Origin of the sequence: Streptomyces sp. NPDC002701 (assembly GCF_042889045.1) — a bacterium.
Classification (GTDB): Bacteria; Actinomycetota; Actinomycetes; order Streptomycetales; family Streptomycetaceae; genus Streptomyces.
The window spans coordinates 650,104-666,488 of the sequence record NZ_JBIAQL010000001.1; the positions used below are offsets into that span (position 1 = coordinate 650,104).

The 16,385-nt window shown below is 69.8% G+C and carries 13 protein-coding genes; 3 read left to right on the top strand and 10 right to left on the bottom strand.

Going from position 1 to position 16,385, the window contains the following annotated elements:
* Positions 1-44 precede the first annotated feature (44 nt).
* A complete protein-coding gene (locus ACFYXC_RS02730) occupies positions 45-1,565 on the bottom strand; it encodes a helix-turn-helix domain-containing protein (RefSeq protein ID WP_389546054.1) in 1,521 nt (506 codons plus the stop codon).
* Between the two features lie 73 nt (positions 1,566-1,638).
* Positions 1,639-2,544: a LysR family transcriptional regulator gene (locus ACFYXC_RS02735; protein ID WP_388909126.1), complete on the bottom strand. Its 906-nt coding sequence runs from the start codon at positions 2,542-2,544 to the stop codon at positions 1,639-1,641.
* Positions 2,545-2,686: 142 nt separating this feature from the next.
* Between ACFYXC_RS02735 and ACFYXC_RS02740 the strand changes: the two genes are divergently transcribed.
* From ACFYXC_RS02740 to ACFYXC_RS02750, 3 genes are all read left to right on the top strand, one after another.
* Positions 2,687-2,929, top strand: a complete 243-nt coding sequence (locus ACFYXC_RS02740) for a hypothetical protein (protein WP_389546058.1) — start codon at positions 2,687-2,689, stop codon at positions 2,927-2,929.
* Between the two features lie 296 nt (positions 2,930-3,225).
* Positions 3,226-4,230, top strand: a complete 1,005-nt coding sequence (locus tag ACFYXC_RS02745) for an arabinan endo-1,5-alpha-L-arabinosidase (RefSeq protein WP_389546061.1) — start codon at positions 3,226-3,228, stop codon at positions 4,228-4,230.
* On the top strand, positions 4,212-5,648 hold the full coding sequence (locus tag ACFYXC_RS02750) for a family 43 glycosylhydrolase (protein ID WP_389546064.1): 1,437 nt from the start codon (positions 4,212-4,214) through the stop codon (positions 5,646-5,648). Before ACFYXC_RS02745 ends, ACFYXC_RS02750 begins: the two co-directional genes overlap by 19 nt.
* Positions 5,649-5,834: 186 nt before the next feature.
* On the opposite strand, the gene ACFYXC_RS02755 is transcribed toward ACFYXC_RS02750, so the two are convergent.
* The 8 genes from ACFYXC_RS02755 to ACFYXC_RS02790 form a co-directional block, all read right to left on the bottom strand.
* The gene (locus ACFYXC_RS02755; RefSeq protein WP_389546067.1) at positions 5,835-7,460 is read right to left on the bottom strand and encodes a pyridoxal phosphate-dependent aminotransferase; all 1,626 of its coding nucleotides are present in this window, start codon (positions 7,458-7,460) and stop codon (positions 5,835-5,837) included.
* Positions 7,461-7,588: 128 nt separating this feature from the next.
* Positions 7,589-8,698: an aldose epimerase family protein gene (locus tag ACFYXC_RS02760; RefSeq protein ID WP_389546070.1), complete on the bottom strand. Its 1,110-nt coding sequence runs from the start codon at positions 8,696-8,698 to the stop codon at positions 7,589-7,591.
* A gap of 52 nt (positions 8,699-8,750) precedes the next feature.
* Positions 8,751-9,998, bottom strand: coding sequence for a multiple monosaccharide ABC transporter permease (gene mmsB / locus ACFYXC_RS02765; protein ID WP_388908598.1), 1,248 nt, complete (start codon positions 9,996-9,998; stop codon positions 8,751-8,753).
* A 5-nt stretch (positions 9,999-10,003) separates the two neighbouring features.
* Complete coding sequence (gene mmsA, locus ACFYXC_RS02770; RefSeq protein WP_389546074.1) at positions 10,004-11,545, bottom strand: multiple monosaccharide ABC transporter ATP-binding protein; 1,542 nt, start codon at positions 11,543-11,545, stop codon at positions 10,004-10,006.
* A gap of 32 nt (positions 11,546-11,577) precedes the next feature.
* Entirely contained in the window at positions 11,578-12,693 is a 1,116-nt protein-coding gene (gene chvE / locus ACFYXC_RS02775; protein ID WP_388908594.1) for a multiple monosaccharide ABC transporter substrate-binding protein, read from the bottom strand.
* A 134-nt stretch (positions 12,694-12,827) separates the two neighbouring features.
* Positions 12,828-13,796: a hypothetical protein gene (locus ACFYXC_RS02780; RefSeq protein ID WP_388908592.1), complete on the bottom strand. Its 969-nt coding sequence runs from the start codon at positions 13,794-13,796 to the stop codon at positions 12,828-12,830.
* A 141-nt stretch (positions 13,797-13,937) separates the two neighbouring features.
* Positions 13,938-14,951, bottom strand: a complete 1,014-nt coding sequence (locus tag ACFYXC_RS02785; protein ID WP_389546078.1) for a zinc-binding dehydrogenase — start codon at positions 14,949-14,951, stop codon at positions 13,938-13,940.
* Between the two features lie 142 nt (positions 14,952-15,093).
* Positions 15,094-16,254, bottom strand: a complete 1,161-nt coding sequence (locus ACFYXC_RS02790) for a mandelate racemase/muconate lactonizing enzyme family protein (RefSeq protein WP_389546081.1) — start codon at positions 16,252-16,254, stop codon at positions 15,094-15,096.
* Positions 16,255-16,385 lie beyond the last annotated feature (131 nt).

Below are 16,385 nucleotides of genomic sequence, written 5' to 3' on the forward strand. Positions count from 1 at the left end.
GCGAATGACCTCCCCCGTGGGCCATTCGCCGCGTACTCCGCACGTTAGGAGGCGACGTCCGCCGGCGACCACCGTGCACACTGCCCAGATTCGGCGGGCTGCTGTGCACGCTGCGCACCCGTCACGCGCAGGGCGTGCACGACGTCGTGGACGCCCGAACCGGTGGTCAGCAGATCCCGGTTGAGGAGGCGCTCGGCGGCGCGCAGGTGGGCACGGACCGTGTTGCGGCTCAGACCCAGGTGCGCGGCCGTGCGCCGGGCGTCGGTGTTGGCGTCCGTCCAGGCTTGCAGGGTGCGGTACGGAGCACGGTGGCGGGTGTCGCGCAGCGGGCGCAGGAAGGATTCCGCCCATGCCGTGGCGGGGGCGGCGCGCAGCAGCTCGCCGAGCGGTGGCGCGACCCGCTGGACGGTGTCGGCGGGGTCGGACCGCAGGGCGGTGAGGGACAGCGCCAGATCGAGCGTGGCCCGGGTGCGGACCTCGCCGAGGTCGATGCCCATGGCCTCCTCCGCCCGGCGGCAGTGGGCGGTGACGGTGGTGCGGCTGAGGTGCAGCAGGCGGGCCACGCCGGACCGGGAGAACGTCACGGCCAGGCGGATGACGTCCAGGGTGGGCTCGGGGACGGTCCGCAGCGGCTCCAGATGGGCGCGCGCCCAGGCGAGGGCCGCACGGCGGGGCAGTACGTGCGCCAGTGAGGGCCGTCCGCGGTAGGCGGCGAGGCGGCCGGGGGAGTTGCGGGCGACGGCCAGGGCGTGCACGGCCTCGCCGTAGGCGGCCGCGGTGGCGGCGAGCGGGTGCGGCCTGCTGACGCCCAGCGCGTACCCGGGGTTCTCCTCGACGAGTCGGCGGAACACCTCGCCCTGCCGGAACCGGCCGCCGAGTCCCGGGTCGTCGGCGACCGGGCAGATCAACTGCTCCTTGAACACCGGGCAGTTCACCATCAGCCCCGGCCCGTGATAGCCCGCCGGGTCCAGATAGGTCCTGGTCAGCCGGTCACGGTCGGCGGGCGGGCAGTGCAGGAGATGGACCCGCACGCGCTCCGCGTCCAGCAGCGGCGGGACGTCACCGGTGGTCATCCGCCGCGCCATGGTGACGTTCCCCTCCAGCAGCGCGGTCAGTACCGCGAACCGCAGTTGCGCCGCCTTCGCCTCGTAGCCCCGGGTGCCGCCGTCGGCCTGCGAGGCCCGGCTCAGCAGGTCGAGGATGCCGCCGGCCTGCGAGACCAGCGTGGCCGCCTCCCGCCCCAGCGCCGACGCGCCGACGGTCACCAGGACCGGACGCGGCTCGCGCCCGCCGAAGGTCTGGAGATGGACCTCCAGCTCGCCGACGCGGGTCGTGACGGCGGCCACGCGTCCTTCGGCCAGGCGCTCCAGGTGCTCCGTCAGCGCGCCCGCCAGCCGGCGGGGGAAGCCGGCCGAGGCCGCCTCGACCGCGCTCTCGCGTCCGATCCACGCGACGTGCGCTCCGGTCCGCCGGGCGAGCAGCTCCAGCACCTCGGCCGGGCCGCCCTGCCGCCGTACGAGCCGCAGCAGTTCGGCCACGCCTTCCCCGTGCCCCAGCACCTCCACGGTCCACTCACCCTCCCTGCCGCGCGTCGACGGTTCGACAGGGGGGCCACCCTAGTGCGCCCCGCCGAACCGGTCACGCCACCGCTGTCGGTGCCAGTGCGCTCAGTTCGGCCAACGCCGCCGCGACGGCGGGGCGTTGACGGCCCCCGGCCCTGGTGCACGTGAGGAGTTTGCGGTGCGGGTCCCCGGTGCACCGTACGCGCGTGATCGGCAGGTGCGGTGTCAGCTGGGCGAGCCGGGGGATGAGCGCGACACCGAGGCCGTGGGCGACGAGGTGGGCCATGACGTTCCAGTCCATCGCCAGGTGGACGACGTCGGGGGTGAAGCCCGCGGCACCGCACGTGGACAGCACGTGCGGGCGGCAGGGGCTGTCCTCGACCGGCGCGATCCAGTCCTCGCGCGCGGCCTCCGCGAGGTCGATGCGGTCGCGGCCCGCCAGCCGGTGCGTGTCGGGCACGACCAGGTCGAAGGGGTCGTCGAGGAGCGGTCGCTGGTCGAACCGGGCATCGGCGAGCGGCGGGTTGCGCGGGGTCACCTCGACGATCGCGAGGTCGGTCCCGCCCTCGAAGAGCAGGTCGAAGCCCTCCAGGACGGCCGCCTCCTGGATCCGCACGGAGAGCCGGGGATGGCGGGCGCGCAGCCGGGCCGCCATCGGGGCCAGCAGCACCGAGACGGCCGTCGGGACCCCGCTCACCCGCAGCACTCCGGCCGGCTCCTCGTGGTCGGCCCGCAGGTCGAGCTCCGCCTGGTCCCAGCGGGCCTGGATCGCGTCGGCGTGCGTGATCAGACTGCGTGCGGCCGGGGTCAGCCGTACGCCGCGCCCCTGCGGTTCCAGCAGGTCGACCCCCAGTTCACGGGCGAGCTGGCGGACCTGCTGGGAGGCGGCCGACGTCGTCAGGTGCAGGGCGCGGGCGGCGGCGGTCACCGTGCCGTAGTGCTCGACGGCCCGCAGGACATGAAGCCGGCGCAGATCAATCATGAAGTCCACGCTTCAAGGTCACGTCCGGAAAGTCAACCTGGACGCACAGGGTCGTCGGGCGCACCCTGGCTCTGAGGGGCGCGGGGAACTGTGCGAGCAGCCCCACGCGCCCGGAGCCGAACCCCCATGCGAGGAGCCAGAGATGACCGGCCCGGCACACTCCACACCCGTCGTCGAGGCATGCCCGTACTGCGGTCGGCCCGATCGCGCCGAGCCGTTCCAGGTGGTGTCCCGGCACGGCACCGCGGGCGGTCACACGCTCTGGACGCGGTGCGGGTGTGGGTCGCTGCAGGTGCGGACTGTGGATGCGCGGGGGATGCGCGTTCTGAGCCGCAGCCGTAGCCGTAGCCGTAGCCATGGCCGCGGGGGTTCGGTCGAGTTCTGACCTCGGGCCGGTGGGGGCCGGTCGCGCAGTTCCCCGCGCCCCTGAAGGACGGGGCTTCGCCCCTGTCCTTGTGGGTCGGCGACGTGACGGGACGTCAAGTCCGTTGTGAGGCGGCCGGGGTGTCGAAAAACTTTCGATGCTTACCGGGGTGCGAGGTGCTGCGCCAACCGTTGACGCGCGCGGGGTTCGATTCTACGTTCCCGTTCGAAGTGGTGACCAACGTTCGTGATGTCGAACGAGCGCGAGCGGCACTTCTCGCACTTCCCCCCCACTCACCCCCACGTAGGAGGACTCGCGTGAGTCGCACCTCCCGTACCTCCCGTAGCACCCGTACCTCCGGCAGGGCCCGCAGGACGGCACTCCTCGCGCTCCCCGCCGCCGTCCTGCTCGCCCTCGTCCCCACCACCGCCTCCGCGTACCCGAACCCGGGCAGCGTCACCGGCTCGACCGTCGTCCACGACCCGACGATGATCCGCACCTCGTCGGGCCAGTACCTGCTGTACGCGACCGGCGGCGGCATCAGTCACAAGACGTCCGGCAACCGCATCGCCTTCAGCGCGGGCGCCGACGCCTTCGGCAGCAAACCGGGCTGGTGGTCGGGGTACGCGACCGAGGCGTGGGCGCCCGACATCTCGTACCAGGGCGGCAGGTACCTGATGTACTACGCCGTCTCGACCTTCGGCTCGAACAAGTCGGCCATCGGCCTCGCCACCTCGTCGACCGGGCTGCCCGGCTCCTGGAGCGACCAGGGTGTCGTCCACTCCACCACCACCTCCAGCGACCACAACGCCATCGACCCGAACCTCTTCGTCGACGGCGACGGCAAGTGGTGGCTGTCGTTCGGCAGTTGGTGGACCGGGCTGAAGATGATCCAGCTCAACCCCTCGACCGGCAAGCAGCTCTCGTCCAACACCACGCGCTACTCTATCGCGTCCCGGCCGACCGGCACCAAGGCCGTCGAGGCGCCGTCCGTCGTCAAGCGCAACGGCTACTACTACCTGTTCGCCTCGTACGACACCTGCTGCGCCGGCACCAACTCGACCTACAAGGTCAAGGTCGGCCGCGCCACCAGCGTCACCGGGCCCTACTACGACAAGAACGGCGTCGCCATGACGAACAACGGCGGCACGCCCGTGCTGGAGTCGCACGGCCGGTACATCGGCCCCGGCGGCCAGTCGATCCTCGCGGACGTGGACGGCGACCTGATCGTCTACCACTACTACGACGGCCAGGACAACGGCACTCCCAAGCTCGGCATCAACCTCCTGAACTGGAGCAGCGGATGGCCCGTCGCCTACTGACCCTGCTGGCCGCGCTGCTGCTCGCCCTGTCCCTGGGGCAGTCGTCGGCGAGCGCCGCCACCTTCACCAACCCGGTCAAGTCGGTGAAGGGCGCCGACCCCTGGATCTCGTACCACGACGGCAACTACTACCTGGTGACGACGAGCTGGACCGACGTCATCACCATGCGCAAGTCGCCGACCCTGGGCGGGCTCGCGACCGCGCCCAGCGTGCAGGTGTGGAAGGGCGACGCGGCCTCGCGCTGCTGCAACATCTGGGCGCCCGAGCTCTTCTACTCCGGCGGCCGGTGGTACCTCTACTTCGTGGCCGGACAGAACGTCTCCGACTACAACCCGACCCAGCGCACCCACGTCCTGGAGAGCTCGGGCTCCGACCCGATGGGCCCGTACACGTACCGGAACCAGCTGAACAGCTCCTGGATGCTGGATCCGAGCGTGCTGAACGTGAACGGGCAGTTGTATCTGCTGGGCAGCGCGAGCGGGGGCACGCAGAACCTCGTCATCGCGCCCATGTCCAACCCGTACACGCTCAGCGGTTCCTTCTCGACGATCTCCACGCCCACGTACGACTGGGAGAGGTCGGGCGGGACGGTGAACGAGGGGCCCGAAGTGCTGCAGCGGGGCGGGGTGACGCGGATCATCTACTCGGCGAGCGGGTGCTGGACACCCGACTACAAGCTCGGGCAGCTGACGCTGACCGGGTCGAACCCGCTGGCCGCGTCCTCCTGGACGAAGAAGTCCACGCCGGTCTTCCAGCGCAACGACGCCGCCGGGGTGTACGGGCCCGGGCACAACGGGTTCTTCACCTCGCCCGACGGGAGCGAGAGCTGGATCGTCTACCACGCCAACGACAGCGCGGGCGACGGCTGCGACAACGGGCGCACCACGCGGGCGCAGAAGTTCACGTGGAACGCGGACGGGTCGCCGAACCTCGGCACGCCGGTCGGGCTCGGCACGAGCATGGCCGGGCCGTCCGGGGAGCCGTCGAGCACCTCGACGGCCTACACGCTGACCAACCGCAACAGCGGCAGGTGCCTTGAGGTGGCGGGTGGTTCGACCGCCGACGGGGCCAACGTCCAGCAGTACGCCTGCAACGGCGGCAACCACCAGAAGTGGCGGGTGGAGGACCGGGGCGACGACACCAGCCGTCTGGTGAACGTGGCCTCCGGGAAGGTGCTGGACACGGCGGACTGCTCCGCCGCGGACGGGGCGGACCTGCGGCAGTGGGCGTGGCTCGACAACACGTGCCAGCGGTTCCGGTTCCTGGTCACGAGCGGGGGGTACGTACGGGTGGTGAACGAGGCCACCGGGAAGGTCGCCGATGTCGCCGACTGTTCCGCGGCGGACGGGGCCGACGTCCGCCAGTGGACCTGGCTGAACAACACCTGCCAACAGTGGCGCCTCACCCCGGCCCCTTAGGGGGCGCGGGGAACTGCGCGAACAGCCCCCACCGGGCCGCGGTCGACGAACAACGCACGCGGTCGGCTGCCGCCGGGTGGGGGCTCGGGCAAGGGATTGCGCAGTTCCCCGCGCCCCTAAAAGACTGCGCAGTTCCCCGCGCCGTTTAAGGGGCTGCCCCCACCGGCGGTGAGGCGAGCGCGGGGCTCAGCCCACCCGCCCGGGCCCGCCGGCCGCAGGCCAGTTCGTGCCGGAGGCGCCCGGCACGTTCGGCCACCCCCCGGCCGGCTGCGGCTGGGGCGGCGGCGGAAACCCCTGCGGCTGCCCCTGCGCGGCCACCGCGGTCAGCCCGCCCGGCATCCCCGTCGTGCCACGGGCCTGCGCGGCGGTCATCGGCTGCGGCTGCCCGACCATCCCGTTCGCGGGGGCGACAGCGGCGGCGACGACCGGCTGTGGCATCTGCATCGGCACCGGCGGCTGCGGTACCGGCTGGGGCAGCTGCTGCGGTACGGGCTGGGGCACCGGTACCGGCTGCGGCTGGCCCGCCATCGCCCCCGCCCCGGCGGTCAACGGCTGCGGCTGCGGCACCATCCCGTTCGCCGCGCCGGCGAGCCCCGGGTACCCCTGCCCGTTGGTCGAGCCGACGAGCCGGTCGACCGCCGCCGTACCGGAGCTGTAGCCCGCACCGGCGCCCAGCTCGGGCACGGCGGCGGCGCCCCTCCTGGTGGTCCCGTAGAGCACCGACTCCAGGCCGGACACCAGGCGTCGTACGTCCGCCTGGGGGCGCACCACGAGCCGCAGGAAGCGACTGGACGAACCGATCTTGTTGCCGCACTCGCGCACCAGGATCCGGTGCTCGGTGAGCAGCCGGTCCCGGACCACGGTCCCCTCGGCGCCCACGGGCAGGCGTACGAAGAGGAAGTTGCCCTGCGAGGGGTAGACCGTGAGGCCGGGCAGCGTGGAGAGCTGGCGCGCCATGTCGAGCCGGTCGCGGCGCACCATGTGCAGGCTCTCCACGTACTCGGGGCCGTGGTCCCTGAGCATGAACACCACGGTCTCCGCGAACGCGTTGAGGTTCCACTTCGGCAGCATCGAGCGGATCCGGCCCGCCAGGCCCGGGTTGGCCACCATGTAGCCGAACCGCACGCCGTGCAGGCCAAAGTTCTTGCCGAGGCTGCGCAGGACGATGACGTTGGGCCGCATCACGGCGTCCTCGACGATGCTCGGCTCGTTCTCCGCGTCGGCGAACTCCAGGAACGACTCGTCGATGACGATCAGGTCCAGGTCGGCGAGCGCGTCGCAGAAGGCCAGGACCGTCTGCCGGGGCAGGAAGCCGCCGTCGGGGTTGTTCGGGTTGCAGATGACGGCCGCGCGGGTCCCCCGGGAGCGGATGAACTGGATGTACTGCGCCGGATCGAGCGCGAAGCCGTTGCTCTCCTGGAGCGGGAACATGTCGACGCGCTTGCCGGTCTCCAGCGGCTGGTCGGTCCAGCGGCCGAAGGTGGGGACGGGGATGGCGAGCGACTCCCGGACCAGCAGGTGGTCGATCCAGGTGATCAGCTCCGTGGACCCGTTGCCCATCGCCACGCACTGCGGCGGCAGTTGGAGCAGGTTGCACAGTTCACCGGTGATCGTGTCCGCGCTGCTCGGGTAGTACGTGATGATGTCGCGCAGCCGGTGGGTCAGCTCGTCGAACATCGCGGGCGTGGGGAAGTACGGATTGCACGGGATGCAGAAGTCCAGCGGACCCGCCTCCCCGCTCTCGCGTGCCAGCGCGGCCATCGAGGGGCTGTGCGCGCCGGTGCGGAACAGCGAGGTGACATTGTCGGCCATGGACCCTCCGTCCTTGAGGGGCGGCCCGAGCGGGGATACGCGGGCCTCCCCTTAGTACGGGTGGCCGTGTGTCCCTGTTCAACGACTGTGAACGGATGTGGAAGTTGTGAACCACCTGTGGAGACACGTCACAAGGTGAACGAGTGAACCGTCGCCGACCGGTACGTCTCGCCCGGCCTGAGCACGGTCGAGGGGAACTCCGGGCGGTTCGGTGAGTCGGGGAAGTGCTGGGTCTCCAGGCACACCGCGTCGCCCTGCCGGTAGGCACCGCCGCTCGGGCCGACCAGAGTGCCGTCCAGGAAGTTGCCGGTGTAGAGCTGCACGCCCGGCTCGGTCGTCGCGATCCGCAGGGTGCGGCCCGAGACGGGCTCCCGGAGGGTCGCGATGTGCTCGGGTTCCCCGGTCGGGCCCTTGTCCAGGACCAGGTTGTGGTCGATGCCCTTGGCGTGCAGGAGTTGTGGCTCGGCCCGCCGCAGATCCGCGCCGACCGCCTTCGGCGTACGGAAGTCGAAGGGTGTGCCCGTGACGTCGGCGAGCTCGCCGGTCGGGACGAGACCCGCGTCCACCGGCGTGTAGCGGGACGCGGCGACCATCAGCTCGTGGTCGTGGACGGAGCCCGCGCCCTCGCCGGCCAGGTTCCAGTACACGTGGCTGGTCAGGTTGACGACGGTGGCCCGGTCGGTGGTCGCCTCGTAGTCGATGCGCCAGTCGCCCTGCCCGGTGAGGGTGTAGGTGACCTTCGCCGTCAGTGTGCCGGGGTAGCCCATCTCACCGTCGGGGCTGGTGCGGCGCAGGACCAGGCCGACGTCGGAGCCGGACGTGAACTCCTCGACGTCCCAGACCCGCCGGTCGAAGCCCTCCGGCCCGCCGTGCAGGTTGTGGCCGCCGTCGTTCACGGGCAGCCGGTGCTCCTCGCCGTCGAGGGCGAACCTGCCCTTCGCGATGCGGTTTCCGTACCGGCCGATGAGGGCGCCGAAGTAGGGGCTGGACGTCTCGTAGGCGCCGAGGGTGTCGAAGCCGAGCGAGATGCCCGCGTACCGGCCGCGGCGGTCGGGGAGTTCCAGGGACTGGACGATGCCGCCGTAACTGAGGACCTTCAGCCGGGTGCCGCCGTTCTCCAGCGACCAGCGGTGGACCTTCGTTCCGTCGGCGAGTTCGCCAAAGAGTTCTTTCACCGGTTCCTGTCTTCCCGAAGCGTGGCTGTTCCTGGCGCGAGGGGCGCGCACAAAGAAAAGCACAAAGAAAAATGGGGCCCCGCGGACGGTACGTCCGCGGGGCCCCACCCGCGCGTTACGAACCGACCTTGCGCTTGTTCCAGACGTCGAAGCCGACCGCCGCGAGCAGCACCAGACCCTTGATGACCTGCTGCCAGTCACTGCCGACACCGACGAGGTTCATGCCGTTGTTGAGCACGCCCAGGACGACACCACCGATGATCGCGCCGAGGACCGTGCCCACGCCGCCGCTCATCGACGCGCCGCCGATGAACGACGCGGCGATCGCCTCCAGTTCGAAGTTCACACCGGCCTTCGGCGAGGCCGCGTTGAAGCGGGCCGCGAAGACCAGGCCGGCCAGCGCCGCGAGCATGCCCATGTTGAGGAAGACCAGGAAGGTGACCTTCTTGTCCCGCACACCGGACAGCTTCGCCGCGGGCAGGTTGCCGCCGATGGCGTACACGTGACGGCCGATGACGGCGTTGCGCATCACATAGCCGAAGCCGACGACGAGGACGCCGAGGATGAGCAGCACCACCGGGGCGCCCTTGTAGCTGGCGAGCATCATCGTCACCGTGAGCACGGCGGCGACCAGGGCCACGATCTTCAGCAGGAACAGCTTGGTGGGCGGCACCTCGAGCGCGAACTCCTGCTGGCGCCTGCGGTCACGGACCTCCTGCAGCACCACGAAGGCGATGACGGCGAAGCCGAGGAGCAGCGTGAGGTTGTGGTAGTTGGTGTCCGGGCCGACCTCGGGGAGGAAGCCGTTGGAGACCTTCTGCAGGCCCTCGGGGAACGGGCCGATCGTCTGGCCCTCCAGGAAGATCTCCGTCAGACCGCGGAAGAGCAGCATGCCGGCCAGGGTGACGATGAAGGACGGTATGCCGAGATAGGCGATGAAGAACCCCTGTACGGCACCCGCGGCGGCGCCCAGGAGCAGGCACAGCACCACGGCCACCGGCCAGGCCACGTCGTGGTTGACCATCAGTACCGCCGCCACCGCGCCCACGAAGGCGGTGAGCGAGCCGACCGACAGGTCGATGTGGCCGGCGATGATGACGAGCATCATGCCGATGGCGAGGATCAGGATGTAGCTGTTCTGCAGGACCAGGTTGGAGACGTTGCGCGGCAGCAGCAGGTCGCCCTCGGTCCACACCGCGAACAGCACCACGATGAGGCCCAGCGCGATCAGCATGCCGTACTGCCGCATGTTGCGGCGCATGCCGTCCATCATCAGCTGCAGCAGGCCGTCGCCGCCGCCGGTCGAGCCGCCCTTGCCGGCGGGTGCCGGAGCCGGGGACTTGGCGGTCACATTCGTGCTCATCGGTCTTACCTCTTGTCCTTCGTCATCTGGCGCATCAGCACTTCCTGCGTGGCCTCGGCCCGCTGGACCTCACCCGTCAGCCGCCCGGCGGACATCGTGTAGATGCGGTCGCACATTCCGAGCAGTTCCGGCAGCTCGGAGGAGATGAAGACGACCGCCTTGCCCTCGGCGGCCAGTTTGTCGATGACCGTGTAGATCTCGAACTTGGCGCCCACGTCGATGCCGCGGGTCGGCTCGTCCAGGATCAGCACGTCGGGGCCGGCGAAGATCCACTTGCTGAGGACGACCTTCTGCTGGTTGCCGCCCGACAGCTTGCCCACCGGTTCGAAGACGGTCGGCGCCTTGATGTTCATCGACTTGCGGAAGCCCTCGGAGACCTGCCGCTCCTGGTGCTCGTCCACCACCCCGCGCCTGGCGACCTTGCCCAGCGCACTGAGCGAGATGTTCCGGTTGATGGTGTCGATGAGGTTGAGGCCGTAGTGCTTGCGGTCCTCGGTCACGTACGCGATCCCGTGCTTGACCGCCTCGGACACCGTCTTCGTACGGATCTCCGTGCCGTCCTTGAGGACGGTGCCGCCCGCGTACCGGCCGTAGGTGCGCCCGAAGACGCTCATCGCCAGCTCGGTGCGCCCGGCGCCCATGAGCCCGGCGATACCGACGATCTCCCCGCGGCGCACCTGGATCGACACGTCGTCGACCACCTTGCGCTGCTGGTCGATCGGGTGGTGCACGGTCCAGTTGCGGATCTCGAGGGCCGGTGCCGCGCCGACCTCGGGCTCGTGCGGGGTGCGCTCCGGGAAGCGGTGGTCGAGGTCGCGTCCGACCATGCCGCTGATGATCCGGTCCTCGGTGGTCTCCGCGGCCTTCACGTCGAGGGTCTCGATGGACCGCCCGTCGCGCAGGATGGTCACCGAGTCCGCGACCGTCTCGATCTCGTTGAGCTTGTGCGAGATGATGATCGAGGTGATGCCCTGGTCCTTGAGACCCAGGATGAGCTGCAGCAGCTTGCCGCTGTCCTCGTCGTTCAGAGCCGCCGTCGGCTCGTCGAGGATCAGCAGCTTCACCTTCTTCGACAGCGCCTTCGCGATCTCGACGAGCTGCTGCTTGCCCACACCGATGTCGGCGACGCGGGTGTCGGGGTGCTCGTCGAGGCCGACCCGCCGCAGCAGTTCGGTCGCGTGCTTCAGCGTCTCGCTCCAGCTGATGAACCCGCGTGTGGCGTGTTCGTTGCCGAGGAAGATGTTCTCCGCGATGGAGAGGTAGGGCACCAGGGCAAGCTCCTGGTGGATGATCACGATGCCGTGCTGCTCGCTCGCCCGGATGTCCTTGAAGGTACAGGGCTCACCCTCGAAGAGGATGTCGCCCTCGTAGCTCCCGTGCGGATGGACGCCGGAGAGGACCTTCATCAAGGTCGACTTGCCGGCGCCGTTCTCCCCGCAGATGGCGTGGACCTCGCCCGGACGGACGCTCAGAGAGACGTCCGACAGCGCCTTGACGCCGGGAAAGGTCTTGACGATCGAGCGCATTTCCAGGACGGGTCCCGCCATGGTCGTGCCTTCCAATCCTAGGTGACGGCGGGTTACTTGAGGTCGGCTTCCTTGATGTAACCGGAGTCGACGACCGTCGCCTTGTAGTTGCTCTTGTCGACGTTCACCGGCTCCAGGAGGAACGCGGGGACGACCTTCGAGCCGTTGTCGTACGTCTTGGTGTCGTTCGTCTCGGGCTTCTTGTCGTTCAGCACCGCGTCGACCATCTTCGCGGCCACCTCGGCGAGCTTGCGGGTGTCCTTGTAGACCGTCTGCGTCTGCTGGCCCGAGATGATCGACTTCACCGAGGCGACCTCGGCGTCCTGGCCCGTGACGATCGGCAGCGGCTTGCTCTTGGAGCCGTAGTCGTCCGACTTGAGCGCGGACAGGATGCCGATGGAGATGCCGTCGTAGGGCGAGAGCACCGCGTCGACCTTGGCGTTCTTGTACGCCGAGGTCAGCAGGTCGTCCATGCGCTTCTGGGCGGTGCCGCCGTCCCAGCGCAGGGTGGTGACCTGGTTGAGCTTCGTCTGGCCCGACTTGACGACGATCTGCTTCTTGTCGATGTACGGCTGCAGGGCGTTCATCGCGCCCTTGAAGAAGTACTGGGTGTTGTTGTCGTCGTTGGAGCCGGCGAACAGCTCGACGTTGAACGGGCCCTTCTTGGAGCCGTCCTTCAGGCCGAGCTTCTCGACGATGTAGCCGCCCTGGAGCTCGCCGACCTTCTCGTTGTCGAACGACGCGTAGTAGTCGACGTTCGGCGAGTTGAGGATCAGGCGGTCGTAGGAGATGACCGGGATGTCGGCTTCCTTGGCCTGCTGGAGAACGTTGTCGAGCGACTTGTTGTCGATCGCCGCGATGATCAGCGCGGACACACCCTGCGTGATCATGTTCTCGATCTGCGAGACCTGCGTGTCGGGGTCGTCCTCGCCGAAGGCGAGCTTGGTCTTGTACCCCGCCGCCTTGAGGTTCTTCTCGACGTTGGCGCCGTCGGCGATCCAGCGCTCCGAGGACTTGGTCGGCATGGCGATACCGACGGTGGAGCCCTTCTTCGACTCTCCCTTGTCGCCCTCACTGCCGCCCTCGCTGTCCTGCCCGCAGGCGGAGAGGGTGAGGGCGAGGGAGGCTGCCGCGGCTATGGCGGAGAGGGCTGCCTTGCGATTGCGCATGATCATCATCCTTGATGCTCTGACGGGGGCTCGGTCTTCAGTTGTGGAGACGTGGAGCGAGGAACGACCGAGAAGAGGTGTGTGGGATTGTGTTCGGCCGCGTCGTCTTTTGTGAAGGGGGTGTGTTCGGAACGTTATGAGGGAATGTCAAACCGTTGGAGTGTTCCCGGCAGCCGGGAGCCGAGCGGCGCCATGTCGCCGTCCGCCCCGTGCCGCGCCAGCAGGTCCAGGGCGAGCCGACCGCGCCGCACCCTCTCCCGTGCCGTGGACAGTGTCAGGTCCCTCAGGTGGTGGCCGTACGGGTAGATCCCGGGAGCCTTGGACAGGCCGAACTTCAGGTACAGCGGTGCGCCGCGCCGGATCAGCTCGGCGACCTCGTACATGCGCACGTAGCCGCCGAGATCGTCGGGAGCCTCGATGTACATGTCCATGGGGGCTGCGCTGACCCTGCGGATCTCCGTCAGGTGGTCCAGCGTGAGATCGCTGGGCACGTTGATCGAGTCCCCGCCGAGCTGCTCGTACACGGCGTACGCGGCCGGGTTGACCGGACCGATGAGCGCCGAGACCTTGAGCGTGGTGTCGGCCGGGATGATCCCGGCGACACGTGCCCTGTGCAGAGTCCACAGCACGCCCTCGTCAGCCACGAGGAGGCACTTTACGCCCAACTCCGTTGCGCGCACGGCGTCTTCGAGACAGCCCGCGACCGCATCGTGACCCCGGGCCCGGGTGCCGGCGCCCCCCGAGTCGGTACGGGTCGAGCCGCCGATGTCCCAGGTGCCGCGCGGGCCGGTGAAGAGGCACAGCTCGATGTCGCGCTCGGCGGTGGCGTCGACCATCTCGGTGATCTCGGCGTCGGTCAGCATCCAGATGCCGCTGCCCTGGCTGATCCGGTGGATCGGCACATCGAGCCGCGAGGACTCCTTCAGGACCACGGCCAGTGCCTCGGGGCCTTCGCACGAGGGAATCTCGGTGCGCCAGCGGCCGCCGCCCGGAAAGGCGTGCGGTGAGGCGTCGGCGGGGGACAGGGCGGGCGCGCCCAGGCCGAGCGCGGCGAGCGCCTGCTCACCGGGTCGACGGGGCACTCTGGGAGAGGCGTCGGTCACGGGCTTTCCTTAGGTCTGGCACAGTATGCGTTCGATATGTCGGACATGGTTCGTGTCGGTGGAGGTACGCCGGTACGGAGCGTCAGGTCTCCGCACCGGCGTACGGATCTGGGGGCCGGCGACCGGTGCCGCGGACACGGCCTAGGGCCGCAGCAGCACCTTGCCGACCTTCGGATCGCCCGAACCGACCAGCTCGATGGCATGGGCGAACTCGTCCAACGGCAGTTCATGGGTGACCAGCGGCAGCGGATCGAGCAGACCGGCGCCGAAGACCCGTACCGTGTGCGCCCACGCCTCCGGCGGCGCCCCGAACACGGTGTGCACCTCCAGCTGCCGTACGACGAGATCGGTCGGGTCGAGACCCTCGGCGCCCGACGCGGGGATGCCCGTGAGCACCAGCCGTCCGCCGCGCCTGAGCAGGGCGGCGGCGGTGGTCGCGGCGGTCGCCGACCCGGCGGTCTCGATCACCACGTCGAAGTCGTCGGGCAGCTCCTGGTCCCGGGTACGGAAATCGGTGGCGCCGAAGGTCCGGGAGAGCTCCTCGCGGTCCGGGCGGGTGCCCACCACGAGCAGCTCCGAGGGCGATGCCGCCCGCAGGAACTGCACGGCGAACATGCCGAGCGTCCCGGTGCCGACGACCGCCACCCGCTCACCGGGCCGGGCGCCCGCCTTGAGGGCCGCCGCCGCGATGCAGGCCGCGGGCTCCAGGAGCGCCGCCGCCGTGAGGTCCGCGTCGTCGGGCAGCACGTGCAGCAGCCGGGCGGGCAGGGTGAGCGTGCCGGCCATGGCGCCGGGCTGCGTGAAGCCCGTCTCCTCGTAGCCGGCCGTGCACAACGTCGTCTCGCCCTCGTGGCAGCGGTCGCAGACCTGGCAGTTGCGGAAACCCTCGCCCACCACCTTGCGGCCGACCAGCCCTCGCGGAACCCCGCTGCCGACCGCCTCGACCGTGCCGGACCACTCGTGGCCCGGCGTCAGCGGATAGCGGACGTACCCCTCGGGCCGGTTGCCCTGGTACACCTCGCGGTCACTGCCGCAGATCCCGCTCGCGTGGACGCGTACGAGGGCCTCGCCGGCGGCGGGCGCCGTGGGCTCGTGCGGGGCCAGCCGGTGCTCGCCCGGCCCCTCGATGACGACGGCCTGGCTGGAGGCGCTCATGACTGCTCCGTGGCGGTGGGGCGGGCCGGGGTACCGGAGGAGCGGTGTCCCCTCCGGTCCGCCGCGGCACGCGGGCACAGCGCCGTTCGGCGGCGGTGCACAGCCTGCCACAGCCCGCCGGGCAACTCGGTGCCGGGCGCCGTCACTTGGTGGTGCCCTTCGGCTTGCGCTGCTCCCAGCCGTCCGCCCACAGGTCGAAGCGCGCCTGCTGCTGCGGGAACTCGGCCGCCGCGTCCGTGTCCAGCTCGACGCCGAGACCGGGCTCGTGGGACAGCTCGAAGTAGCCGTCGACGACCTGCGGGGCGCCCTTCACGACCTTCTTGATGTCCGCGTCCGCGAAGTCGTTGAAGTGTTCCAGGATCTTGAAGTTCGGCGAGGTGAAGCCGACCTGGAGGCTCGCCGCGGTCAGCACGGGACCGCCCACGTTGTGCGGGGCGACCAGCATGTAGTGGGTCTCGGCGGTCGCCGCGAGCTTCCGGGTCTCCCAGATGCCGCCCAGATGGCCGACGTCCGGCTGGATGATGTCCACGGCCTGGCTCTCGAACAGTTCGCGGAACTCGATGCGGTCGTGGATGCGCTCACCGGTCGCGACCGGGATGTCGACCTTCGCCGCCACCTTCTCCAGCGCCTTCAGGTTCTCCGGCGGGACCGGCTCCTCCAGCCAGGCCGGCTTGAACGGCGCGAGGTCGCGGGCGAGCCGGATGGCCGTGGCCGGCGAGAAACGGCCGTGCATCTCCAGCATCAGCTCGGTGTCGGGACCGATCGCGTCCCGGACCGCCTCGATCAGCGAGACCGCGTACAGGGACTGCTCGTGGTCGAGCTCGAAGTGACCCGTGCCGAACGGGTCGATCTTCAGCGCCTTGTAACCGCTCGCGACGACCCCCTGCGCGGCCTTGTGGTACGCCTCCGGAGTGCGCTCCGTGGTGTACCAGCCGTTCGCGTACGCCTTCACGCGGTCGGTGACCCTGCCGCCGAGCAGCTGCCACACGGGTACGCCCAGGGCCTTGCCCTTGATGTCCCAGCACGCCATCTCGATCACGGCGATGCCGGACATGACGATCTCGCCGGCCCGCCCGTAGTCGCCGTACTTCATGCGCTTGACGAGATCCTCGACAGCGAACGGGTCGGAGCCGAGAATGTGGTTGGCCTCCGCCTCCCGCAGATAGCCGAGCAGCGCGTCGGTGTGTCCCAGCATGCGGGTCTCGCCGACTCCGGTGATGCCTTCGTCGGTGTGCACCTGGACGTAGGTCAGGTTGCGCCAGGGTGTCCCGACCACGTGTGTACTGATTCCGGTGATGCGCACGGAAATTGCCCCTTGTCGTGCTCTGCGGCTGCTTCTGCGACTCTGTTCGACTGTTCGAGATTTCGTCACACGTTCGAAATGCTGGCCAGACAGTAAGGACGGGGTGGCGGCAGTGTCAATGGGGTGGACGC